This is a genomic window from Rhodococcus sp. DK176 (genome assembly GCF_038447315.2).
In the GTDB taxonomy this organism is placed as follows: Bacteria; Actinomycetota; Actinomycetes; order Mycobacteriales; family Mycobacteriaceae; genus Rhodococcus_F; species Rhodococcus_F jostii_A.
Map to the genome: position 1 here is coordinate 6,318,347 of NZ_CP118321.2, position 22,723 is coordinate 6,341,069.

Below are 22,723 nucleotides of genomic sequence, written 5' to 3' on the forward strand. Positions count from 1 at the left end.
CTTTCACGAAACGGTCTCGTCGGGGGTGGGAGTGGCGGTGCGCTCGGGTGCCGCATCAGCTGCAGGTGCAGCGGGGGCCGGTGTGGGTGCGGAGACGGGCCGGAGGAACAGGAACAGGACCACGACGACGTACACGACCCAGGCGACGGCCTGGAGGACGGTCGGGTCGGGCCGGAAGTTGAAGATCCCCGCCATGACGGTGCCGTACCAGCTGGACGCGTCGTAGCCGCCGGAGATGTCGAAGGCGAGTGCCGAACCGCCGGGCAGGACTCCGCCGATCTGCAGGGCATGGATGCCGTACCCGAGGATTCCGGCGGCGACGATGATCAGGAAGATGCCGGTGTACTTGAAGAATTTCGCGAAGTCGAGCCGGACGGCGCCGAAGTACAGCAGGACCGTGAGGACCGCGGCGGCGACGATGCCGAGCAGCAGGCCGACGAGGGGCCAGGCGCTGCCCGCCGTGTTCTCCGCGTACCCGACCATGAGGAGCGCGGTCTCCACGCCTTCGCGGCCGACGGCGAAGAAGGCGAGGGTGAGCACCGCGACGGGACCGGCGACCAGAGCTTTCTCCATGCCCGCCTTGAGGTCGTGGGAGATGGTCCGCGCAGCCTTGCGCATCCACAGCACCATGACGGTGACGATCGCGACCGCGACGAGAGACGCGACGCCGGCGATGATCTCCGCGGTGAGCCCGGTGACGGTGGACGTTCCGTAGTGGATGACGAGGAAGATCGCCGCCACCATCGCCACGGCGATGCCGACGCCGAGCCAGACCCACTTGAGTGCGTCCTTGCGTTCCGCTTTCACGAGGAACGCGGCCAGGATCATGACGACGATGCCCGCCTCGAGGCCCTCGCGCAGGCCGATCAATCCACTGCCGAACAGTTGTGTGGCGATCGACGGCGCGGTCCCTGCGGCGAGGACGGACATGCAGACTCCTGGGCGAGGCGAGGTCGAGCCGAGTGGTCCGCAAGGTTGGGTAGGCAACCTTGCGATAGGCAAGGCGAACCTTAGGCCTGTGGAAAACATACACCGCGCCTCCTTGTCCGAAGAACCCCTCACCAGCACTTTTACAACCCTTTACCTTTGGTGTGTTGTCACGCCGTGACCCGGCTCGGTGTGGGAGCGGTCTCGGGTGGCCGGGATCGACGAGTTTCGTGTGTGGATGATGGAGACGTGAACCGATATCCCGTGCGTCCGAAACGTCGTTCCCGATGGCCCGGACCGCTGTTCGCTCTTCTCGCGGCGACGGTTGTCGTGGTTCTCGCCTACGGCGCGTGCTCGCGGGACCAGCAACCGAGGATCGCGATACCGGAAGGCATCCCACCCGGGCCGGGGGCGGCGACCCCGCCGATCGACATCAACGCGCCGGGACGTTCGGCGGATCAACTGCACGGATGGTCCGCCGAACTGGCCGACTCGATCGGCGTCGGGAGTATCGCGCTCGAGGCGTACGGCTATGCGGCGACGGTGATGGCCGAGACGAAGCCGGAATGCGGGATCGGGTGGACCACCCTCGCCGGAATCGCGAGCGTGGAGAGCCGGCACGGCACCCACGCCGGTTCGACGGTCGGGCCCACTGGTCAGGTGACGCCCGAGATCCGGGGCATCCCCCTCGACGGGGGCCCTGGTGTCGCCGAAATCCCCGACACCGACGGCGGGGCGATGGACGGCGATCCGGTGCACGACCGCGCGATGGGACCCCTGCAGTTCATTCCCGAGACCTGGAAGCGGTGGGGGGTCGACGCCAACGGTGACGGCGTGGCCGACGCCGACAACATCGACGACGCGGCGCTGACTGCCGCCCGCTACCTCTGCGAGCGGGGCGGCGACCTCACCGCTGCGGAGGGCTGGCAGTCGGCGCTGATGGCCTACAACCTCTCGGGGGAGTACCTCACGCTGGTACGCGACCGGGCGTCCGCCTACTCGGTCGGGGTGCGCCCGTAATCCTTCCGCCGCCGGTTCGTGACGTGATCGACGCCACATCGAAAGGTGTCGCGCGGGCGGATCGCCCGGCCGCGGGGCGCGCCATCCCCCGCCGGTTTCGGTGTGCCGTTACGCTGTGTGCTGGCACGATCTGGTGTCCCTGGCACGATCGGACCGGTCGGTGCACAGTGCGAAGCCCATATAAGGAGAATCAGCAAGTGTCCATCATTGAGCAGGTCGGAGCCCGTGAGATCCTCGATTCCCGTGGTAACCCCACGGTGGAGGTCGAGGTGCTGCTCGACGACGGAAGTTTCGCTCGCGCCGCGGTTCCGTCGGGCGCATCGACTGGTGAGCACGAGGCCGTCGAATTGCGTGACGGCGGCGACCGGTATGGCGGCAAGGGTGTCGAGAAGGCCGTCGAGGCCGTCCTGAGCGAGATCGCTCCGGCCATCATCGGGATCGACGCCACCGAGCAGCGGACCGTTGACCAGGCCCTGCTGGACGCGGACGGCACCCCGGACAAGTCGCGTCTGGGCGCCAACGCGCTCCTGGGTGCGTCCCTGGCGGTGGCCCGCGCGGCCGCCGAGTCGTCGGGTCTGGATCTCTTCCGTTACGTCGGTGGCCCCAACGCCCACGTCCTTCCCGTCCCGATGATGAACATCCTCAACGGTGGCGCGCACGCCGACACCGGTGTCGACGTCCAGGAGTTCATGGTCGCCCCGATCGGTGCCGCCACGTTCAAGGAGTCGCTGCGCTGGGGCGCCGAGGTGTACCACGCCCTCAAGTCGGTGCTGAAGGAGAAGGGCCTGGCCACCGGTCTCGGTGACGAGGGCGGCTTCGCCCCCGACGTCGCGGGCACCAAGGAAGCACTGGACCTGATCAGCGTCGCCATCGGCAAGACGGGCCTGGTCCTGGGCACCGACGTGGCACTGGCACTCGACGTCGCCGCCACCGAGTTCTACACCGACGGCACCGGTTACAAGTTCGAGGGCAGCAACCGGACCGCGGCCGAGATGTCGGCGTTCTACGCCGAGCTGGTCGACGCCTACCCGATCGTGTCCATCGAGGACCCGCTGGACGAGGACGACTGGGACGGCTGGGTCGCCCTGACCGATCAGATCGGTAACAAGGTCCAGCTCGTCGGTGACGACCTGTTCGTCACCAACCCGGAGCGTCTGGAAGAGGGCATCGTCAAGGGCGCCGCGAACGCGCTGCTGGTGAAGGTCAACCAGATCGGCACGCTGACCGAGACCCTCGATGCCGTCGATCTCGCGCACCGCAACGGCTACAAGACGATGATGAGCCACCGGTCCGGTGAGACCGAGGACACCACCATTGCCGACCTCGCGGTCGCCGTGGGCAGCGGTCAGATCAAGACCGGTGCCCCCGCCCGCAGCGAGCGCGTCGCCAAGTACAACCAGCTGCTGCGCATCGAGGAGAACCTGGGCGACGCCGCCCGCTACGCCGGCGAGGTCGCCTTCCCGCGGTTCGCGTTCGAAGGCTGACGTTCGACAGTCGAGTAAGGGGTGTTGGGGTAGGTGGCACAGCGCGGCAGGCCGCGGTCGTCCGGAGCAAGTCCGGGCGGCCGGGGCTCCGGGCGTGGTGAACGGGCCCGCGGAAACCGGGCGGACGGCACTCCCGGCGGAGCGCGGCGCCCCCGCACCACCAAGTCGACGACGCCGGGGCAGGCCGACGGCAAACAGGACGCCGTCGACGGCGCCGACACCGGCAAGGTGCTCCCCGGTCGCGCCCGCCCGAGACGGGTGGGCGCGACCGGGGCCGCCCGCGCAATTCGCTCCGAGCACACGATCCTCGGACTGTCGACGGGCAAGGCGCTCGTCCTCGTCATGGTCGTGCTGCTTCTCGCGCTCACCCTCGCGGTTCCGCTGCGCAATTACCTCACCCAGCGTGGGGAAGCGGATCGTATTGCGGCGGAACAGGTTCAGCTCGAGAAGGATCTGCAGGAACTGCGGATACTCGAGGAGCGATACTCCGACCCCGCCTACATCGAGGCGCAGGCACGCGGCCGGCTCCGGTGGGTGAAGCCCGGCGACACCCCGTTCCAGGTGCAGTTGCCCGGCGACTACAAGGAACCGGAGAAGCCGGAGGAGAAGGACGCCGAGATGGCAGGCCCCTGGTACTCCGACCTGTGGAAGACCATTTCAGAACCGCCGGCAGCGCCCGAGGTGCAGCCGGCACCGGCTCCGGCGCCGCCCGTGGTGCCGCCGCCCGTACCGCCAGAACCAGGAGAACCCACCGGGTGACCACTTCGTCCGACCCGTCCAGCCCCGTGCCGCAGGAAGACCTCGACGCCGTCGCCGCCCAGCTGGGCCGCGAACCGCGTGGAGTGCTCGAGATCGCGTACCGCAGTCCCGACGGCACGCCCGGCGTCGTGAAGACCGCGCCCAAACTTCCGGACGGAACACCGTTTCCGACGCTGTACTACCTGACCGATCCGCGACTGACCGCGGAAGCCAGCCGGCAGGAGTCCGCCGGGGTCATGCGTGAAATGACCGAGCGTCTCGGACAGGATCCGGAGCTCGCGGCTGCGTACCTGCGCGCCCACGAGTCGTATCTCGCCGAGCGCGACGCCATCGAGCCCCTCGGAACGGACTTCACAGGCGGCGGAATGCCCGAGCGCGTCAAATGCCTGCACGTGCTGATGGCCCACTCGTTGGCGAAGGGGCCGGGCGTCAACCCGCTGGGCGACGAATCGGTGGCACTGGCCGCGTCCGCGGCAGGCGGAAAGCTGAGGGGCACCGCGATTCCCGCGGACTGGCCCGGCATCGACGACGTCGAAAGTCCCGAGCAGTGACGCGCGTCGCCGCCGTCGACTGCGGCACGAACTCCATCCGTCTGCTCGTCGCCGACGTCGACGAGCAGGGCGCACTGCACGACGTGTGTCGCGAGATGCGCGTCGTCCGGCTGGGACAGGGCGTGGACGCCACCGGGCGCCTGGCGCCTGGCGCCATCGAACGCACCCGAATCGCGTTGAGCGAGTATGCCGGAATGATCGCGGACGCCGGCGCCACAGCCATCCGCATGGTGGCCACGTCCGCCACCCGCGACGCGTCCAACCGGGAAGACTTCTTCTCGATGACCCGCGAGGTGCTGGGCGCCGTCATCCCCGGCGCCGGAGCCGAGGTCATCACCGGCGACGAGGAAGCACGGTTGTCGTTCAACGGAGCAGTCGGGGAACTCGATCCGTCGCAGGGACCGTTCGTGGTCGTGGACCTCGGCGGCGGTTCCACCGAAGTGGTCCTGGGCGACGAATCCGGCGTCCACGCCGCCTTCTCCACCGACATCGGGTGCGTGCGCATCACGGAGCGCTGCCTCCACGACGATCCGCCGACCCCCGCACAGGTGGAGGAGGCCCGCGCGTTCGCACAGGAGCGCCTGGGCGAGGCGTTCGCGCGTGTCCCCGTCGAACAGGCCCACACCTGGGTGGGCGTCGCCGGAACGATGACCACCATCGCCGCACTCGCCAAAGAACTGCCCGAATACGACGCCGAGCAGGTGCATCTCTCCCGCATACCGATGCCCCGGCTGCGGGAGGTCTGCGACTCGCTGATCGCCATGACCCACACCGAACGGGCCGCGCTCGGCCCGATGCACCCGGGGCGGGTCGACGTCATCGGCGGCGGCGCGATCGTGACCCTCACACTGGCCGACGCATTCGAGAAGAAGGCCGGCATCGACCAACTCGTCGTCAGCGAACACGACATCCTCGACGGAATCGCATTGTCGATCGCCTGAGTTAGGGTGATCTGCGCACGGTCGCCGAGCGACACCCTCGGCGACCGGTAGCCCCTATAGCCCAATTGGCAGAGGCAGCGGACTTAAAATCCGCACAGTGTCGGTTCGAGTCCGACTGGGGGCACCACTGTCCAGGCGTGCTTGGGCGGATCAGGACGTTCGGACGAGTTCCGCCCGCATCTGGGTGAACAGGAACAGTCCGGGGCGTCCGGAGATCTGCTCGTACTCGCGCACGACGTCGTCCATGAACTCCGGCACGGCTGCGTCGTCGAGGTGCGTGGTCCAGTCGGTGGATCCGACGGTGCACCACCGCGCGAATTCCTCCCGGGAACCGAAATCCCATTCGACATCGCGCACGACGAGGTCGGTGGTGTCGAGTCCTGCCGCCCTCGCGACGTCGCGGAACTTCTGCGGTTGGATGTGGATGAACGGCGCCGTGAAGTCGGCGAAGAACTCCGCCCATCGCGGGCGCGCCGCCACGGCCATCAGGACGTCTTCGACACTGGTCCGCGGGCTCGCGCACACCATCTGGATGATCACACGTCCGCTGTTCACGACGCTGCGGGCGATTCCGGCCAATGCCACCTGCAGGTCGGGGACCCAGTGCAGCGCGTTGAACGACACCGCGACGTCGAACTCGCCGTCGAACGGGAGGGCGCGTGCGTCGGCGATACGGAACTCGGCGCGGGTGCCGTCCGGCAAGATTCTGGATTGGGCCTTCGCGATCATCCGCGGCGATGCGTCCACTCCGACCACCGAACCGCCGGGAAGGCGTTCCGCGATTCGGAGCGTGACGAATCCGTCGCCGCATCCCACGTCGAGCACCCGTTCATTGCCCGCGAGGGCGAGTTCCGCGATCGACTCCTCCGCGACGGCGCGCTGGAGGGCGCCGACGTCGGCGTAGCCTTCGCCGTCCCAATCGACCATGACGGCCGGGCCCGGCCTACCTCAGGCGCCCTGGTGGTGCGGGCTCGAGTGTGCGCCGCCCCCGGCCCGCGCGATGGACGCGCGGACGCGGGCAGTGGCCTGCCAGATCTGGGTGCTGTCGTGGACGCTGATGACCGGTATGCCCTGCTCACGGGCGTGCTGAACGGTCAGTGCGTCCTGGGGTGAGCCGACCCCGTCGAGGACGTCCTCGGTGACGATCGCGCAGAGCGCGGGGCCGTCCATCTTCCGGACGGGCTCGAGTCCGTGGACCACCATCCACTGCTTGACCATCGCCCAGTGCGACACCTCTTTGTACCGCGTGGGGTTGCCGATGAAGAGAACCCGACGGGAGCGGCGGGCGCGAGCGATATCGATGTGCGTGACGGTAGCCATGGCGGAGGGTTCCTGTCCGTTGCGGGATTCCGTACTGTCAATCCCCACTCGGAGCCGTTTCGTTACGCACCGGTCCAAGAAGTTCGCCATTCCCGCATACGTGAGTGAGAAAGAGTGCTCGAACACGCTTTGCCGGTCACGTACGTACGGTCCGTCAGCTGCCGAACGGACTGCCGGACGAGCCTCCGCCGCCCGGTCCCGACGTCTCGGTGACGGTGACGACGGTGGGTTCGACGGTGCCGTTGGTCAGCGGCGGGATGCTTCCCCACTGTTCGAACGACGGCACGCTCGAGCAGGACCATTGCACCGCGTACTCGCCGGGGTCGAGGGTGGCCCTGAGCTCGCCGTCGTCTCCGCCCATCACGGTGGCCGGGCCCACGGTGGCGGCCGAAACGGTTCCGTCGACGGACCGGACGTTCATCACGCACACCACTGCCCCGGGGGCGGCGTACCGGACGTCCATCACCACGACATTCCCGTCGACGCCGATACCGACTGTGAGGTCTTCGGGTGCCGCGGACGCGGTGGGGGCGGCGAGCAGACTCGCGCCGGCGACAGCGGCGGCGATACCTACGGTTCGTGCAATCGTGACCTTCATTGGTGCATCCTTCCGGACTTCTCGGTTGCCGGGTGATACGAGGCAGGAGCCACCCGGGAGTATCGCACCTCGAACCCTCATCTGCTGGGATGTGGAAGGTGGAACACTGCTGGTCTGGGAGTTCGGCGTGTCGATCCGACACCCGGTGCATCGAAGGAGACGGCGAAGTGCTCGGACGGAAGAACTACACGAAGGAAGAGATCGATCACGCCGAGGCGTCCGTCGCGGAGCAGGTCGCCGCGTACACGTCGCTGACGGGGGCGATTGCGGGCGAGGTCACGGGCAAGAAGGTCTTCGCCGCACTCGAGGACTTCGAGTCACTGTTCTTCGACAACATGGTCCTGGTGCTGGACCGCTACTTCGTCCACCGGATCCGGGCGGTGACGGGCAAGGACGGGAACCCGCTCAACGAAGTCGAGATCGTCGCCGACTCGTTGATGAACAACGACGGTGTCCTGCGCGGCATCAGCGTCCTGAAGTATGTCTCCGGCCAGTCCGTTCTGAAGCTCGAGATCGGCGACCGGATCCGTGTGAGCGCCGACGACTTCGAGCGGCTGTCGGCGGCGTTCTTCGCGGAACTGCGGTCGCGGTTCCTGGCATGAGCGTGTGGTTCACGTCCGATCTGCACCTTCGTCACGCACGGCTGGTGGAGATCCGGGGCTTCGACTCGGAGATCGATGCGCACGACGAATCCATCCTCGACGCGTTGGGCGCCGCCGTCGGGAGCGGCGATCAACTCTGGATACTCGGCGACATCACCGTCGGAGGTAAGACCGCCGAGGACTGGGCGCTGCGCGCACTGGGCGAGTTCGCACGGAAGCGGAACGTCGAACTGCATCTGATCCCCGGCAATCACGACTCGTGTCACCCGATGGCGAACCGCAACAGTCACATCCGGCAACGGGTGTTCCTGGAGACGTTCGCGTCGGTGCAGTTGTTCGCGCGGCGGAAGATCGCGAGCGAGACCGTCCTGCTCTCGCATTTCCCGTACGTCGGCGACCACACCGCGGAGGACCGGGGCGTGAAGTACCGGCTGCAGGACGAGGGAGAGTGGTTGCTGCACGGGCATACTCACCAGGACGGCGTGCTCGATCCGTCCGTGCATCCGCGGCAGATCCACGTGGGCTGGGACAGTTGGCGCAGGCCCGTGCACGTCGACGAGATCGCGGAGATCATCGAGTCGGGCGCGTCGATTCGGTGACCGGTGTGGCGTCGGCACGGTATCGGCCGGGCGTCGATCCGTGCGCGTTCTTGAACAGCCGGGAGAAGTGGGCGGCGTCGGCGAAACCCCAGCGGGCACCGATGGCCGAGACGGGTAGGTCGCGGTAACTGGGGTCGGCGAGATCGCGTCGGCACTGCTCGAGGCGGCGGCGTCGAATCCATCCGCTGACCGTGTCGCCGTCGGCTTCGAACATCTTCTGCAGGTGCCGCACCGAGATGTGATGCGCGGCGGCGATCGAGTGCAGATCCAGGTCCCGGTCGGCGAGCCGCTCGTCGAGGAAGGCGGTGACCCTGGCGAGCAATGCGTCCCCGCGCGACTGCGGGAGCACCCCGCCGGCGAGGTGAAGTTGCTCGGCGAACGCGGCCGCGACCAGATCGAGGACGGCATCGCCGAGGTGCACCGCGACGGTGGGTGAGGCGTCGGCGATCTGTTCGCCGAGCCCGCGCAACAGCGGGGTGACGACGGCGCCGAGGCCCTGCCCGCCTGGCACTCGGCGTGCGGTGAGCTGGGCGACGCCGTCGGGCGGAACACGGAGGAGGTGCCGGGGGAACATCACGACCAGCATCCGGAACCGGTCGTCGAACGACAGCTGATACGGCCGGGTCGTGTCGTAGATCGCGAAGTCGCCGGGCGTGAGAGCGGTTTCGCGGCCGTCCTGGCTCAGGACGCAATTCCCGCGCACCTGCAGTCCGAGTTTGAAGTAGTCGGGGTTCGCGGCGCGGATGGTCCGGGGCGTTCGCCGAATGACGTGCGGGGCGGCCGTGACCTCGCTGATCCGAACCGCGCCGACCGTCACGCCGCGGACGACGCCACGGAAGTCGTCGTGGTCTGCCGACGTCATCTCGAGGGGGACGAACGCGTCGCTCACCGCCTCGCGGAACTCGTCGAACGAGACGAGGCGCTGTGCCGCCGGACGAATGACACTGCTCGCGGCCACCATCTGTCTCAATTGCGTTTGACGGCTTCGCGGGCGGCGGTGCCCGACGCCAGCTTCTCCAGCAACCCGATCAGGACGAGCCGTTCCGACGGTGTCAGCGTCTCGGTCCACGTCTGCTCGCGTTTGTTGTGCGCCGAGTACGTGCTGACGATGGCGTCGTGTCCGGCGTCGGTCAGCTCGAGGTCGACCGCCCGGCGGTCGCCGGCGGACGGTCGCCGCGTCACGAGACCGTCGCGCTCGAGCGTGTTCACCAGCGCCGACACGGCAGACCTGCTCATCCCGGACAGCGAGGCCACCCGCTTGGCCTCGCACGGTCCGGCGAGCCACAACACGAACAGCACGCGGAATCCGGGCCAGCTCCACCCGCTGGGCCGGTGGACCGTCGACTCGAGGTCGTAGACGAGGGCACTGGTCACGCGGTGCAGTGCGAGAACCAGCCGCATCGACACCGGATCGACCTCGGGCAGTTCGTCGACGGTCTTACCCACCGCGAAGTCCACGAAGGACAGGAAGTCCAGGTTGCTCTGGTCGGTCGTCTCCTCGGGCATGACCACAGGTTAGCGGCCGAATGGGTGTAATCAAAGCCTTGACCAATGGCGCCCGTGAGTACTTGTTAACGTCGGGCGGTTTGTTGAGTCTGGGGACATGTGAGACAAATGATGTCTACCCAGATGTGAGACACGCTGCCGTCGACGAGGTGTGAGGCACCTGACTGGTCGTGAACTTGGTTCATGACCGGAACGGATGCCGTCATGGACCTGCTACACGCCCTGCTGGTGCTCGCCCACAACACCGGCGCCGACATGTTCGGCGGGAACTTCGCCCGCTGGTGCGCCGACCACGGGATCCCCCGTGCCACCGCCTACCGACACAAGAAACGGATCGAGGAGGAGGGCCGGTGGACCACCCGGTCCCGCCGGCCCACCTCCTGCCCACACGCAACCCCACTGGCGGTCGAGATCGAAATCGTGCGGCTTCGCCTGGACCTGCCCCACCACGAGCGCGGCGCCGACACCATCGCCTACCACCTGCAGGCCGTCGCCGAGAAACACAACTGGGCCGCCGAGGGCTGGACCATCCCGTCCCGGGCCACGATCAACACGATCCTCACCCGCTACGACCTGGTGATCCCGGCGCCGAAGAAACGCCCGAAATCGTCGTACCGCCGGTTCTGCTACCGCAACCCCCGCGACTGCTACCAGATCGACGCCACCCAGGTCCGGTTGGCCACCGGCGAGAAGGTCGTCGTCTTCGAGGTCCTCGACGACTGCACCCGCACCCTGGTCGCCACCCGGGTCGCGGACGCCGAGACCGCCGCCGGGGCGATCGCGGCGATCACCGCCGCGTTCACCGGCTTCGGGGTCCCGGCGTTGGTGCTCGCCGACAACGGCAGCGCGTTCACCTCCCGCCGCACCAAGGGCGGCATCTCCGGCTTCACCCGGGTCGTGGAGCAGGCCGGGGCGCGGCTGATCCACTCCACCCCGTATCACCCGCAGACCTGCGGGAAGGTCGAACGCCACCACCGCACCTTCAAGCAATGGTTGGCCGCACGGCCCACCACCGCGGCCACCATCGCCGAACTGCAGCAACTGTGCGAGACGTACCAGCGGTTCTACAACACCGAACGCCCGCACAGTGCCGTCAAGATGCCACCACTGCAGGCCTGGCGGCATGCGGCGATCCTCGGTGGGCCGCAGCACCTTCCGATCCAACACGACGCCACCGTGCACGCCCTGGTCGTCTCCTCCGTCGGCACCGTGTGCGTCGACTCCCGCGCCCGCCTGAGCGTCGGCCGAAAGATGGCCGGGCAAACCGTCACCCTGCTGCGCGACGACGACCACGTCACCGCCTACACCACCGACGGCAACGTGATCGGCCACCTACACCTCGACCACACCAAGCGCTACCAAGGCAAACTCCGCCCCGCCTAAAATCTGTCTCACATCTACGTAGACACCCGTGTCTCACATCTACGTAGACAGCACAAACGTCGGGCGGTTAATAAGTACTCACAGGCCGCGCGCGGCATTGCCTGCGTCGACGGGCAGGACGATACCGCTGATGTGTGCGCTGCCCTCGGCGGCGAGGAACAGCACGACCCGGGTGATCTCGGCGGCGTCCAGCCACGCCACGGGCTGGGCGTGCAGGCTGCGGAACACCGGTTCCACGTCCTCCGCTGCGGGCGCCTCGAGGTCGGGTCGCATCACCCGGTAGAGGGCGTCATTGTGAATCATCGGTGTCGAGATATTGCCCGGCGCAATCGCATTCACCGTGATGCCGTGCGGGGCGAGGTCGAGCGCCGCGCTCTTGGTGAGCCCGATGACGCCCCACTTCGACGCCGCGTACGCGGCCATGTTGGTGTTGCCGGCCCGGCCGAGCATCGACGAGATGGTGATGATCCGGCCGTATCCCCGCCGGATCATGCCGGGCGCCACCGCTCCCACGGTGTTGAAGACGCCGGTGAGGTTGGAACCGATCGCCTCCGACCACTGCTCCTGCGTGAGCGACTGCACCGGGGCGGCCACCGAGACGCCGGCATTCGCGACCGCGACGTCGATCCGCCCGAACTCGGACTCCGCCTCCGCGATCAGTGCGTCCATCGCGGCCCGGTCGGCGGTGTCCGCCTCGGCGGTGATGCACCGGCGACCGGTGGCGCGCACCAGCTCCGCGGTCTCGCCGAGGTCGGCGGCGGTGGCCAGGGGATAGTTCACCGCCGGGCTGTCCTCGCAGCGGTCGCACAGAACTATGTCTGCTCCGCGCTCGGCCAGTGCGACCGCGTGGCTGCGGCCCTGGCCTCGGGCGCCGCCGGTGATCAGGGCGACCCGGCCTTCGAAGTCTTCCATCGTCGTTCTCCTGTCCGGGGCGGATCAGCGCAGCTTGATGCTGCCGCCGTCCGCCATCAGTGTCTGTCCGGTCATGTACCGCGAATCTTCGGACGCGAGGAACACCGCTACGGGCGCGATATCGGTCTCGGGATCGCCGATCCGCTGGAGCGGAACCTTCGCCACGGACGCGGCGGCACGGTCGGGGAATCGTTCCTGCCAGGCGAGGACGCCCTCGGTCGCGGCGAACGGGCAGATCACGTTCACCCGGATCTGGTCGGCAGCCCACTCGTTGGCCGCCACCCGGCTGACGCCGCGGATCGCTTCCTTCGCCGCGGCGTACGACGTCTGGGTGGGCATGCCGTCGAGCCCGGACCCGGACGCGAAGTTGATCACCGACCCGTTCGCCGCCTTCAACTGCTCGTAGCAGGCCTGCATGAGGTGCACGACCGGATAGAACCCGGTCCGGAACGAGAGGTCGAACATCTCCTGGGTGTGGTCGATCAGCAGTGCCTGCCGCGAGGCGTGGGCGTTGTTGACCAGGACGTCCACGGATCCGAACGCGGCGACGGCGGCGTCCCGGATCTGCTCCGCGGACTCGCGCCGGGAGATGTCGGTGTTCAGGAAGCGAGCGGACGATCCCAGTTCCAGCTCGAGGTCCTTGCCGCGTTCGTCGTCGATGTCGACGAACAGGACGTTGGCGCCCTCACGGACGAACACCGTCGTCACGGCCCGGCCGATGCCTCCGGCGCCGCCCGTCACGATCGCCGTCTTTCCGTGCAACCTCATCGTGTGCTCCTTCTGCGGGTGTGGCTCAGACATCGGCGGTGTCGCCGGTCGCCAGCGCGACGTTCTCCAGTTCGGCGACGCTGAACGCGGCATAGTTCTCGTACGGTCCGCGGCCGGCGAAATAGGGTGTGAGACGATCCTCGAGCTCCTCGGGTGAGAACGCGGAACCCGCTGCGTCGAAGCGGTTCTCGACCTTCGGCGCCGCCATCAGCGCGACCATCTTGCCGTACACGACGAACACCTGCCCGTTGATCTCCTCGGAGGCGGGGGAGGCCAGGTAGTGGACGAGGGTGGCGACCCGTTCGGGGGACAGGGGGTCGAGTCCCGCGTCGGCCGTGTTCTCGCCGAACGCGTCGGCGGTCATGGCCGTCCTGGCGCGCGGGCAGATCGCGTTGGCGCGCACCCCGTAACGGGACAGGCCCTGTGCCGTCGACAGTGTGAGTGCGGTGATCCCGGCCTTCGCGGCCGAGTAGTTGGGCTGGCCCGCCGATCCGAACAGGAACGCCTCGGACGACGTGTTGACGACCCGCCCGTACACGGGGCCTCCGGCGGCCTTGCTCGCCTCGCGCCAGTGCACGGCGGCGGCGCGCGAGGTGGCGGCGTGCCCTTTGAGATGGACGCGGATGACGTCGTCCCAGTCGGTTTCGGAGAGGTTGAAAATCATCTTGTCGCGCAGGATTCCGGCGTTGTTGACGAGGATGTCCATCGATCCGAACGTGCGGACGGCCTCGTGCACGAGGCGTTCGCCCAGCGCCCAGTCGGAGACGTCGCCGGTCACGGCGGTGGCGCGGCCGCCGGCCGCCGCGATCTCCGCGGCCACCTCGTGTGCGCCCTCGCCCATGTCGTTGACGACGACTGCCGCGCCTGCGGCGGCGAGTGCGAGGGCTTCGGCCCGGCCGAGGCCTGCGCCTGCGCCGGTGACGACGGCGGTGCGTCCGGCGAGGCTGAGTGATTCCGTCATGGGAACTCCTGATTGCGAGAAGAAGTAGATTTCATTCTAGTTGTATCGCACGAACTACTGCTCAGTCACCAGTAGGGCGCGATCTGATGGAGGAATGTTTTCTAGTTTTCCTGCCGATTAGGCATCGACGACACCGGCTGCGGGCAGGTCTCGGTGAGTGGGAACTGTGGTCGACGTCACTGGACGGCATGCCAGGTTGGGCGTGCTGATCCTCTCGAATCCCCCGGAGCCACATATGCATAACATGCCCCTGTCCCCAGGTGAGGCGGAGCGCGCACCGCTCTCACGCGGGAAGGCGTTCGCCCTGCTGGCCTTGATCATCCTTCTGGTCGAAGTCATCCCGCTCGCCTACAACTTCGTCACCCCGGCGCTGCCGGAGATCGCGAAACACTTCGGCACCGCGAACGTCGGCTGGGTGATCACGATCGTCACCCTGATGCTCGCCGCCTCGACTCCGCTCGTCGGCAAACTCGGCGACATCTACGGCAAGAAGCGGATGATGCTCGTGTCCGCCGCGGTTTTCGGAGTCGGTTCACTACTCGGCGCGCTGGCCCCCAACTTCGAACTCTTCCTCGTGGGCCGCGGCTTGCAGGGTGCGGGCATGGCGATCCTCGTGCTCGCCTACGGCTTGATCCGAGACATCCTGCCCCCGTCGATCATTCCCGTGGCCGTGGGATTCGTCGCCACCGGAATGGGGGCCAGCACCATCCTCGGCCCGATCATCGGCGGTTACCTCATCGACCACTTCGGCTACACCGGCGTGTTCTGGGCGCAACTCCTCCACGTGGCGGTCGTCGGAATCGCGGTCGCGATCTTCGTTCCCGAGACCACGCTGCGGACGCGATCGAAGCTGGATGTGCTCGGCGCGGCCATCCTCGGCCTCGGCGCCTTCGTGCTGCTGTTCGGTATCGGCAAGGCCACCGCGTGGGGTTACACGGCCCCGCAGACATTGCTGTGCGTTGGCGGCGGGCTCGCCATCCTCGCCGGCTGGCTGCTCTACGAACGCACGCCGAAGGAACCGCTCATCGACCTGCAGATGCTGAAGCACGGACCCGTCGCGAAAACATTGGCCGCCAGCGGTTTCGTCCAGTTCGTCCTGGTCAGCCATTCGATGCTCATCCCGATGTTCGTGATGACCGATCCCGACCTCGGTCTCGGTTACGGATTCGGAGTCACCGCACTCGCCGTCGCCATCTACACCGTCCCCACGGGCGTCGTGTCGATGATCGCGGGCCCGGTCGGCGGATACTTCACCCGCCGCATCGGCCCGGCACCGGTTCTGGTGTTCGGCGGCGCGTCCCTCGCACTCGGATCGTTCCTGCTCGCCACCCTGCACGACTCGACGGTCCAGATGATGTTCGGGCAGTTGGTGATCGGCCTCGGGCTCGGTTCCGCGTCGGCGACGCTGCCGAACCTCATCATGCGCACCGTGCCCGCGCAGACACAGGGGATCGCAGGCGGGATGCTGAACCTGTCCGGCTCACTGGGCAGTGCGATCGGCAGTCAGGTGATGATCGCCATCGTCGCGATCCCCGGTGTTGTCCTGGTGGGCCGCGCCGCGCAGTACTCGGAGAAGGGCTTCGTCTACGCCTTCTTCACCCTCGCCGTCGCCGGAATGCTGGCCGCGGTGATGGGACTTCTCCTCATCCGCAACAAGATCGAGCGTCCGGTCGACGTGGCGACGCCGAAGTCGGAGATGGTCGCCTGACAGTTTCCTTGCCGGACCACGAGGCCCGCAGCATCTGCGGGCCTCGTGTCGGTGTGGCAGTCCAAGTGTTCAGGCGCGCACACCCGCCGCCAGCAGGATGCGCGCCTCCTCGCGACCGTCGAGCAGCCGATTGACGCGCCGGGTCACCTTCCACTCGCCGTCGATCTTGGCGAGCTCCCACCGGTTGGCGGTGATCCGGTGGACGCGGAATCCGTTTTCGTCGTGAATGATCAACTGCGACTTGCACGTGGCCACCGCGGTGTCACCGTCGACGCGCACGTGCCCGGGCTCGAGCATGTGCGCGCAGCCGCCGCCGATCCAGCCCTGATGCGCCTGCGACTGCACCATTGCCGTGATGGCCGCATGCCCGCGCATCACCCCGGTGTCGACGTCGTACACACCGTCCTCGGTCCACAGACGCGCGACCGCGTCGGCCGAACCGCTGTCGATGGCGGGACCGTAGGCTGTCATCAGCTCGAGGATGGCGAGCTTGTCTTCGAGCGCGGTGACGCGTTCGGCAAGTGCGCGGACGAGGTCTTCGGTGCCGGTCATGGACGGATCCTGTCTTCGGTTGGGGTGCGGAAGGAGAGGCCGAGTTCGTCGCCCAGCTGCCGGAGGGCCTCCAGTTGCTCGCAGTAGTGGGCTGCACTCGTGGACGCGAGGGTGGCGCTGACGACGGTGGTGCCGGCGTCGCGTCGTCGTTCGAGGGCGCGGGTCACGGTGTCGCGCGAGCCGATCGGGTCGAGGGGCGCGCCCGCGCTGAGGACCACGTCGAAAGCGTCGGGGAGGTAGACCTTGGTGAGCAGCGTGCACAATTCGTCGAGCGAGAGACCGAACGGCACCCACCCGTCGCCGAGCGTCACCGCGCGGCGCAGGGACCGCAGTGTCCGTCCCCCGATCCACAGCGGGACCCGCGGCTGGACGGCGTGCGGTTCGACGACGACGCCGTCGAAGTCGTAGAACGTGCCGTGGTACTCGGGCCGAGGTTGCGACAGCGACGCACGGAGCGCCGCGAGGGCGTCGTCGGCGCGGGCGCCCCGGTCGTCGAAATGGGCGCCGAGCAGGTCGAATTCCTCGCGCAGGCTGCCCACGCCCAGCCCGAGGACGAGGCGGCCGCCGCTGACGACGTCGAGCGTGCCGTAGCGCTTCGCGATCTCGAGGGGGTGGTGATAGCCGAGCACCAAGACCTGGGTGGCGAGGCGGATGCCGGTGGTGTGGGCGGCGAGGAACCCGAGGGTCGCGAGCGGGTCCCAGTACGTACCGCCGCGCTCGATCGCGACGTCGGTGGGGACGGCGACGTGCTCGCTGCAGGTGAGGTGGTGGTAGCCGAGGCGGTCGGCCGTGCCGGCGATCGCGGTCAACTCCGCGATGCCGGCGCCGAGTTCCCAGTCCGCGCGGACCGCGGGGTGCGCGATGACGATGGGTGGCGCGATTCCTATGTGCATCAGGTGGTTACTCCGCTGTCGGGGGTCGGTCTGTCGTCACCGTTGTAGTGGAGGTGCCCGCGGGTCGCGCGGGCATTCCCGCTGACCGGACGCGGCGATTGTCCGATTTCTTCCCCGCGGCGGGCACGGCTGGTACATTTTAAGAATTCATTTCAATTTTTGTCGGGCGTATGCGTGTGACCAGGATATTTGGAGGCGTCGATGACTGTCGTCGATTCGGATGATGCACTGTCGGTACCCGCTGCGAAGAAGGATCTGCCACCGTCGATGGTCGAGCGGATGACGCTGATCCTCGACGCGTTCGACGGCCGCACGTCACGCCTGACCCTCGAGGAGGTCGCGTGCCGCACCCGGCTACCGCGGTCCACGGTGCACCGCATCCTCGACCAGCTGGTTCGGCTCGACTGGGTCGACCACGCCAGCTTCGGCTACTGCCTCGGACGGCGCGCGATGGGTCTCGGCGGCGGCGACAACGGGCACAGCCAGGTCCGGGCCGCGGCGGCCCCGCTGCTGCACGACCTGCACATGCAGACCGGAATGGTGGTGCACCTGGCCGTGCTGGACGGCGCGGAGAGCGTGTACCTGGACAAGGTGGGCGGACGGATGGCCGCAAGCCTGCCGTCGCGGGTGGGTGGGCGCGTGCCCGCCTACACGACGGCGGGCGGCAAGGCGATGCTGGCGTGGGTCGACCCGGAGGAGGTCGACGGCATGTACGGGCCGCGGCTCAACCGGAGCACGGACCGCACGATCACCGAACTGTCCACACTGCACCAGGAGCTCAACCGGATCCGGCAGCGCCGCGGCCTCGCGTTCGAGCGAGGGGAGGCGGTGCGCGGAATCGGGTGCGTCGGTGTCGCGGTCCGCAGCGCCGACGGGCCGGTGGCCGGCATCTCGCTGTGCGGCGACGCGCGGACCGTCCAACTCGAACGCGTCGCCCCGCTCGTCGTCGACGCCGCCCGGGAAGTCACCCGGACGCTCCACCCCGAACTGGGAACACCCCGTCGCGGCCGCCGGACCCCGGAGATCCCGGACAGCTCGTGGTCCACCGAGACGCTGGACCAGCTCCTCGCGGTGCAGTCCGGTCAATGGCTGTAGCGCCCGTGCGCGCGTGAGGAGTCTCTGGACTCGTTACGCGCGCACGGGTCGCGGAGCGGCGTCGAGGCCGAACCCGCCCCGGAAGAACACCATCGGCCGCTCCTCGCACACCGATTCGAGTTCCCGGACCCGTCCGATCACGACGTCGTGGTCGCCGGCGGTGTGCACCGACTGCACGTCCGCGTGCACGCGCACGAGGACCCCCGGCAGTGACGGCGTCGACCACCGCGACGGCTCCCAGGCGAGCCCGTCGAACTTGGTGCCCCGGCTCGAGCCGAACCGGAAACAGAGATCCGTCTGGTCCTCGCGCAGCACGTTGATCGAGAAACGCCCCGACCGCCGGATGCGCGGCCATGCCCGCCCGCGGTGATCGGCGCAGAACAGGATCAACGGCGGCTCCAGGGACACCGACGCGAACGACTGACACGTGAAACCCACCGGACCCTCGGTGTCGAGGCCGGTCACCACCGTCACTCCGCTGGCGAATTGGCCGAGGGCACGGCGCATCTCGTCCGGTGACGGTGCGTCCGAGCGTGTCCCGGGCTGGGCCCCGGCCGGTTCGGTTGCCATCAGACCGCCTCCGATTGCTGTTCCGTCGCCGACCCGTTCGACGATCGTCCCCGAGGCTAGGGGCGGTGCCGAACGGTCACGAGATGCCGTCTCGGTCAGTGGAAATCCCCGGCCGTTGCCTGCGCGAGCAGGGCGATGTCTCGCTGACCGGGATCGCTTCTGTCCGAGCCGGGAGCGCGCTGGCAACGTGACCGACCATGACGACTGACTCGAGTTACGAGGGCACCCTGAAGGAGCTGAAGACCGACCTCGGCGTGCTTCGCTACCACGAGGCCGGCGACGGCCCGCCTCTTCTGCTGCTGCACGGCTCCGGCCCCGGCGTGACGGGGTGGCGCAACTTCCGCGGCAACCTCGGCGTCTTCGCCGAGCACTTCCGCACCTTCGTCCTGGAGTTCCCGGGATTCGGGGTCAGCGACGACTTCGGCGGCCATCCGATGCTCACCGCAGGCGACGCGGTGCTCCGCTTCCTCGACGGTCTCGGGCTCGACGAGGTGGCGATGCTCGGAAACTCGATGGGCGGCATCGTCGCCACCCAGTTCGCCATCGCGCACCCCGACCGGGTCGGCAAGCTGATCACCATCGGCGGCATCGGCAGGAACCTTTTCAGCCCCGGCCCCGGTGAGGGCATCAACCTCCTGATGGAGTTCACGGACGACCCCACCCGGGAACGACTGATCGCGTGGCTGCGATCGATGGTGTTCGACCCCGCGATGGTCACCGAGGAACTGATCGAGGAACGCTGGACGCAGGCCACCGATCCCGAGACTCTCGCCAGCGCCCGCAAGATGTACAGCAGGGCGGCGTTCGAGGCCGGAGCCCGGGCCGCACTCGAATCCGACGCGGCCCCGTACTGGGCTCAGCTGCACAAGGTGAAGGCACCGACACTGCTCACGTGGGGTCGCGACGACCGAGTCAGCCCGCTGGACATGGCGATCATCCCGATGCGGTCGATTCCCCGGGCGGAACTGCACGTGTTCCCGAACTGCGGGCACTGGGCGATGATCGAACAGAAGACGGCGTTCGAGAGTGCCGTCCTCGCCTTCCTGCTCCGCAAGGACGGCAGCGGACGATGAGCGGCACCGAAGAAACCTTCGACACCACAGTCGATTTCCTCGTCGTCGGCAGCGGTGGCGGCGGCATGGCCGCGGCGATCACCGCCGCCGACCGGGGAATCGACACTCTCGTCATCGACAAGGGCGCCACGTTCGGCGGATCCACCGCCATCTCCGGGGGCGGCATCTGGATTCCCAACGCCCCGACGCTGCGGGAGAAGGGCGTGATCGACTCACGGGAGTCGATCCGCCGCTACCTCGACATCATCACCGAGGGCACGGTTCCCGCCGACCGCCTCGACGCGTTCGTCGACAAGGGCCCCGAGCTGATGGAACTGCTCGACCGCAGCCCGCACATGAAGCTCTACTGGGTGAAGGGCTACTCCGACTACCACCCGGAGTACGACGGCGGCCGACCGCTCGGGCGCACCATCGAATGCACGCCGTTCGACACCCGGGCGCTGAAAGAGGACGAGCAGTACCAGCGTCCGAACAGCATGAAGGGCCCGCTCGGACTGTGGGTCACGTCCAAGGACTACCACGACCTCGCCATGGTCAAGCGCACCTGGAAGGGCCGCAAGGCATCCCTCGTCGCGGCGTGGCGGGTGGCGTCCAACGTGATCCGCCGACGCCACATGGCCACAGGCGGCCGGGCACTCGTGGCGCGGATGCGGATGGTCCTCAAGGACGCCGGAGTGCCGCTGTGGCTGAAGACGTCGATGGCGGAACTGATCGTCGACGGCACAGGAGCAGTCGTCGGTGTTCTCGCCGAACGCGACGGACGGACGGTCCGGATCGGGGCGCGTCGCGGCGTGCTGCTCGCGACCGGCGGATTCGACCACAACCAGGACATGCGCGCGAAATACCTGCCCAAGCACGGCGTCCCGGACGTCAGTGCCGGTGCCAGGGAGAACACCGGCGACGGCATCGTCGCCGGCCAGAAGCTCGGCGCGGCGGTCGACCTCATGGACGACGCCTGGTGGATGCCGTCGGTGTTCCACCCGATGGGCGCCGTGATCCCGCTCGTCTCGGAACGGTGCATTCCGCCGTCGGTGATCGTCGACGGTCGCGGCGAACGCTTCACCAACGAGTCGTCGCCGTACGTGAACTTCGTGCACGACCAGCTCGACGGCGGTCACGTCCCGGCGTGGTTCGTGATGGACGGCAAGGCGAAGTCGCGGTATCCGTTCGCGCAGGTTCTGCCGGGTGTGCCGTTCCCGCAGGGGTTCTACGATTCCGGAGTCGTGCACAAGGCGGACACGCTGCGCGACCTCGCCGATGCGATCGGCGTCAAGGCCGACACCCTGGTTGCGACCATCGACCGGTTCAACGGCTTCGCCCGCACCGGCAAGGACGAGGACTTCGGCCGCGGCGACAGCGCGTACGACCGGTACTACGGCGACCCGACGATGAAGAATCCGTGCCTCGACGAGATCGTTCAGGGACCGTTCTACGCAATCCGGTGCGAGGCAGGCGACCTGGGCACCAAGGGCGGCCTCGTCACCGACGCCGACGCACGGGTGCTCCGCGAGGACGGCTCCGTCATCGACGGCCTGTACGCCACCGGCAACACGTCGGCGTCGGTGATGGGCAACGAATACGCCGGCGCGGGCGCGACCATCGGTCCCGCCATGGTGTTCGGCTACATCGCCGCGCTGCACGTCGCCGACGTGAGTCGCGAAGCGTCCCGGACCACGCGAGCGCACTCACGTGCGGGAGAGGTGGCGTGATGCTGAGCGATGCGCAGCGACTGTCCGCCGCCCACCTGCTGCGGAACGCCGAACAGGACCGTGCGCCGATCGACCCGTTGACCACCGTGTTCCCGGGCATCGACGTGGTCGACGCCTACGAGATCGCGCTGATCAACATCCGGGCGCGGCGGGAGGCGGGCGAGACGGTGTACGGCCACAAGGTCGGGCTGTCGTCCGAGGTCATGCAGAAGATGATGGGCGTGGACGAGCCCGACTACGGACATCTGCTGTCGAGCATGGTGTACACCGAGGGGACGCCGATCGACACCGCCCGGTTCTGCTATCCGCGCATCGAGGTGGAGATCGGTTACGTCCTCGGCGAGACCCTGCCGGGGGAGGGGTGCACCGAAGAGGACGTGCTGGCGGCCACCGAATACATCGTTCCCAGCATCGAACTGATCGACTCCCGAATCACGGACTGGAAGATCGGCCTCGCCGACACGATCGCCGACAACGCGTCCTCGGCAGGCGTGATCCTCGGCGCCGGACGGGTGGAGCCGGCGAACGTCGACATCGGCGGGATCTCCGCCGTGCTGTTCCAGGGCGAGGAGGAGATCGCACGGGGTGAGGCGTCGGCGGTGCTCGGCAATCCCACGAAGGCCGTGGCCTGGCTGGCCCGGAAGGTCGCGAGCTTCGGAGTGCGACTCGAGGCCGGGCACGTGATCCTTCCCGGCTCGTGCACCCGCGCGATCGACGCCCGGCCCGGTGACGTGTTCCGCGCCGATTTCAGTGACATCGGTTCCGTATCAGTAGAATTCAAGTGAAGGCGAC

At 68.0% G+C, this 22,723-nt stretch carries 25 protein-coding genes and 1 tRNA gene; 14 read left to right on the forward strand and 12 right to left on the reverse strand.

The features are described 5' to 3' along the window. Nucleotides 1–3: 3 nt before the first annotated feature. Nucleotides 4–930 (reverse strand): iron uptake transporter permease EfeU, encoded by a 927-nt coding sequence (gene efeU, locus PSR88_RS29345; RefSeq protein WP_029539508.1) that lies wholly within the window; start codon nucleotides 928–930, stop codon nucleotides 4–6. Nucleotides 931–1,176: 246 nt separating this feature from the next. On the opposite strand from efeU, the gene PSR88_RS29350 reads away from it, so the two are divergent. The 6 genes from PSR88_RS29350 to PSR88_RS29375 all read left to right on the forward strand — a co-directional run bounded on the left by PSR88_RS29350 (nucleotide 1,177) and on the right by PSR88_RS29375 (nucleotide 5,809). Then, a complete protein-coding gene (locus PSR88_RS29350; RefSeq protein WP_029539507.1) occupies nucleotides 1,177–1,947 on the forward strand; it encodes a lytic transglycosylase domain-containing protein in 771 nt (256 codons plus the stop codon). A gap of 197 nt (nucleotides 1,948–2,144) precedes the next feature. Next, the gene (eno, locus tag PSR88_RS29355) at nucleotides 2,145–3,431 is read left to right on the forward strand and encodes a phosphopyruvate hydratase (protein WP_005238851.1); all 1,287 of its coding nucleotides are present in this window, start codon (nucleotides 2,145–2,147) and stop codon (nucleotides 3,429–3,431) included. Between the two features lie 33 nt (nucleotides 3,432–3,464). Then, nucleotides 3,465–4,190 (forward strand): FtsB family cell division protein, encoded by a 726-nt coding sequence (locus PSR88_RS29360; protein ID WP_016883415.1) that lies wholly within the window; start codon nucleotides 3,465–3,467, stop codon nucleotides 4,188–4,190. Next, nucleotides 4,187–4,741, forward strand: a complete 555-nt coding sequence (locus PSR88_RS29365) for a DUF501 domain-containing protein (protein ID WP_009479019.1) — start codon at nucleotides 4,187–4,189, stop codon at nucleotides 4,739–4,741. Before PSR88_RS29360 ends, PSR88_RS29365 begins: the two co-directional genes overlap by 4 nt. Next, a complete protein-coding gene (locus tag PSR88_RS29370; RefSeq protein ID WP_016883414.1) occupies nucleotides 4,738–5,682 on the forward strand; it encodes a Ppx/GppA phosphatase family protein in 945 nt (314 codons plus the stop codon). Before PSR88_RS29365 ends, PSR88_RS29370 begins: the two co-directional genes overlap by 4 nt. 50 nt (nucleotides 5,683–5,732) lie before the next feature. After that, nucleotides 5,733–5,809: transfer RNA gene (locus tag PSR88_RS29375), tRNA-Leu, on the forward strand. Nucleotides 5,810–5,832: 23 nt separating this feature from the next. Here the strand turns inward: PSR88_RS29375 and PSR88_RS29380 are convergent. The 3 genes from PSR88_RS29380 to PSR88_RS29390 all read right to left on the reverse strand — a co-directional run bounded on the left by PSR88_RS29380 (nucleotide 5,833) and on the right by PSR88_RS29390 (nucleotide 7,600). Beyond that, nucleotides 5,833–6,609, reverse strand: a complete 777-nt coding sequence (locus PSR88_RS29380) for a class I SAM-dependent methyltransferase (protein WP_016883413.1) — start codon at nucleotides 6,607–6,609, stop codon at nucleotides 5,833–5,835. 21 nt (nucleotides 6,610–6,630) lie between these two features. Next, nucleotides 6,631–7,002 (reverse strand): hypothetical protein, encoded by a 372-nt coding sequence (locus tag PSR88_RS29385; RefSeq protein ID WP_009479027.1) that lies wholly within the window; start codon nucleotides 7,000–7,002, stop codon nucleotides 6,631–6,633. A 154-nt stretch (nucleotides 7,003–7,156) separates the two neighbouring features. Continuing rightward, nucleotides 7,157–7,600: a hypothetical protein gene (locus tag PSR88_RS29390; protein ID WP_009479028.1), complete on the reverse strand. Its 444-nt coding sequence runs from the start codon at nucleotides 7,598–7,600 to the stop codon at nucleotides 7,157–7,159. A 167-nt stretch (nucleotides 7,601–7,767) separates the two neighbouring features. Here PSR88_RS29390 and PSR88_RS29395 point away from each other — a divergent pair, with 167 nt between their 5' ends. Together PSR88_RS29395 and PSR88_RS29400 are read left to right on the forward strand one after the other, a co-directional pair. Beyond that, entirely contained in the window at nucleotides 7,768–8,202 is a 435-nt protein-coding gene (locus PSR88_RS29395) for a hypothetical protein (protein ID WP_029539506.1), read from the forward strand. Continuing rightward, nucleotides 8,199–8,801, forward strand: a complete 603-nt coding sequence (locus PSR88_RS29400; RefSeq protein WP_016883412.1) for a metallophosphoesterase — start codon at nucleotides 8,199–8,201, stop codon at nucleotides 8,799–8,801. The genes PSR88_RS29395 and PSR88_RS29400 overlap by 4 nt, the downstream gene beginning before the upstream one ends. Here the strand turns inward: PSR88_RS29400 and PSR88_RS29405 are convergent. Together PSR88_RS29405 and PSR88_RS29410 are read right to left on the reverse strand one after the other, a co-directional pair. Continuing rightward, complete coding sequence (locus PSR88_RS29405) at nucleotides 8,773–9,762, reverse strand: helix-turn-helix domain-containing protein (RefSeq protein WP_016883411.1); 990 nt, start codon at nucleotides 9,760–9,762, stop codon at nucleotides 8,773–8,775. The two genes, PSR88_RS29400 and PSR88_RS29405, sit on opposite strands and share 29 nt — an antisense overlap. Before the next feature lie 5 nt (nucleotides 9,763–9,767). After that, nucleotides 9,768–10,307 (reverse strand): MarR family winged helix-turn-helix transcriptional regulator, encoded by a 540-nt coding sequence (locus tag PSR88_RS29410; RefSeq protein WP_011597897.1) that lies wholly within the window; start codon nucleotides 10,305–10,307, stop codon nucleotides 9,768–9,770. A 183-nt stretch (nucleotides 10,308–10,490) separates the two neighbouring features. On the opposite strand from PSR88_RS29410, the gene PSR88_RS29415 reads away from it, so the two are divergent. Further along, nucleotides 10,491–11,690, forward strand: a complete 1,200-nt coding sequence (locus tag PSR88_RS29415; protein ID WP_342338508.1) for a DDE-type integrase/transposase/recombinase — start codon at nucleotides 10,491–10,493, stop codon at nucleotides 11,688–11,690. A gap of 78 nt (nucleotides 11,691–11,768) precedes the next feature. On the opposite strand, the gene PSR88_RS29420 is transcribed toward PSR88_RS29415, so the two are convergent. The 3 genes from PSR88_RS29420 to PSR88_RS29430 are packed head-to-tail and all read right to left on the reverse strand — an operon-like array spanning nucleotide 11,769 to nucleotide 14,331. Then, a complete protein-coding gene (locus PSR88_RS29420) occupies nucleotides 11,769–12,602 on the reverse strand; it encodes a mycofactocin-coupled SDR family oxidoreductase (protein ID WP_016883410.1) in 834 nt (277 codons plus the stop codon). Nucleotides 12,603–12,626: 24 nt separating this feature from the next. Beyond that, a complete protein-coding gene (locus tag PSR88_RS29425; RefSeq protein ID WP_016883409.1) occupies nucleotides 12,627–13,370 on the reverse strand; it encodes an SDR family NAD(P)-dependent oxidoreductase in 744 nt (247 codons plus the stop codon). 25 nt (nucleotides 13,371–13,395) lie between these two features. Beyond that, on the reverse strand, nucleotides 13,396–14,331 hold the full coding sequence (locus PSR88_RS29430) for a 3-oxoacyl-ACP reductase (RefSeq protein ID WP_011597900.1): 936 nt from the start codon (nucleotides 14,329–14,331) through the stop codon (nucleotides 13,396–13,398). 244 nt (nucleotides 14,332–14,575) lie between these two features. On the opposite strand from PSR88_RS29430, the gene PSR88_RS29435 reads away from it, so the two are divergent. Then, complete coding sequence (locus PSR88_RS29435; protein ID WP_020476824.1) at nucleotides 14,576–16,039, forward strand: MFS transporter; 1,464 nt, start codon at nucleotides 14,576–14,578, stop codon at nucleotides 16,037–16,039. Between the two features lie 69 nt (nucleotides 16,040–16,108). On the opposite strand, the gene PSR88_RS29440 is transcribed toward PSR88_RS29435, so the two are convergent. Beyond that, a complete protein-coding gene (locus tag PSR88_RS29440) occupies nucleotides 16,109–16,591 on the reverse strand; it encodes a nuclear transport factor 2 family protein (protein ID WP_011597902.1) in 483 nt (160 codons plus the stop codon). Beyond that, nucleotides 16,588–17,484: a TIGR03619 family F420-dependent LLM class oxidoreductase gene (locus tag PSR88_RS29445; protein WP_011597903.1), complete on the reverse strand. Its 897-nt coding sequence runs from the start codon at nucleotides 17,482–17,484 to the stop codon at nucleotides 16,588–16,590. The genes PSR88_RS29440 and PSR88_RS29445 overlap by 4 nt, the downstream gene beginning before the upstream one ends. A gap of 201 nt (nucleotides 17,485–17,685) precedes the next feature. Between PSR88_RS29445 and PSR88_RS29450 the strand changes: the two genes are divergently transcribed. Next, nucleotides 17,686–18,579, forward strand: a complete 894-nt coding sequence (locus PSR88_RS29450; RefSeq protein ID WP_011597904.1) for an IclR family transcriptional regulator — start codon at nucleotides 17,686–17,688, stop codon at nucleotides 18,577–18,579. Nucleotides 18,580–18,612: 33 nt separating this feature from the next. Here the strand turns inward: PSR88_RS29450 and PSR88_RS29455 are convergent, their stop codons facing one another. Next, a complete protein-coding gene (locus PSR88_RS29455) occupies nucleotides 18,613–19,149 on the reverse strand; it encodes a flavin reductase family protein (protein ID WP_016883407.1) in 537 nt (178 codons plus the stop codon). Between the two features lie 197 nt (nucleotides 19,150–19,346). Between PSR88_RS29455 and PSR88_RS29460 the strand changes: the two genes are divergently transcribed. From PSR88_RS29460 to PSR88_RS29470, 3 genes are read left to right on the forward strand one after another with little or no spacing between them, the layout of a single operon-like run. Beyond that, nucleotides 19,347–20,222 carry an alpha/beta fold hydrolase gene (locus PSR88_RS29460; protein ID WP_016883406.1) on the forward strand — a complete coding sequence of 292 codons (876 nt, stop codon included), beginning with the start codon at nucleotides 19,347–19,349 and terminating at the stop codon, nucleotides 20,220–20,222. Next, nucleotides 20,219–21,931 (forward strand): FAD-binding protein, encoded by a 1,713-nt coding sequence (locus PSR88_RS29465; RefSeq protein ID WP_016883405.1) that lies wholly within the window; start codon nucleotides 20,219–20,221, stop codon nucleotides 21,929–21,931. Before PSR88_RS29460 ends, PSR88_RS29465 begins: the two co-directional genes overlap by 4 nt. After that, nucleotides 21,931–22,716: a 2-keto-4-pentenoate hydratase gene (locus tag PSR88_RS29470; RefSeq protein ID WP_016883404.1), complete on the forward strand. Its 786-nt coding sequence runs from the start codon at nucleotides 21,931–21,933 to the stop codon at nucleotides 22,714–22,716. Before PSR88_RS29465 ends, PSR88_RS29470 begins: the two co-directional genes overlap by 1 nt. Nucleotides 22,717–22,723 lie beyond the last annotated feature (7 nt).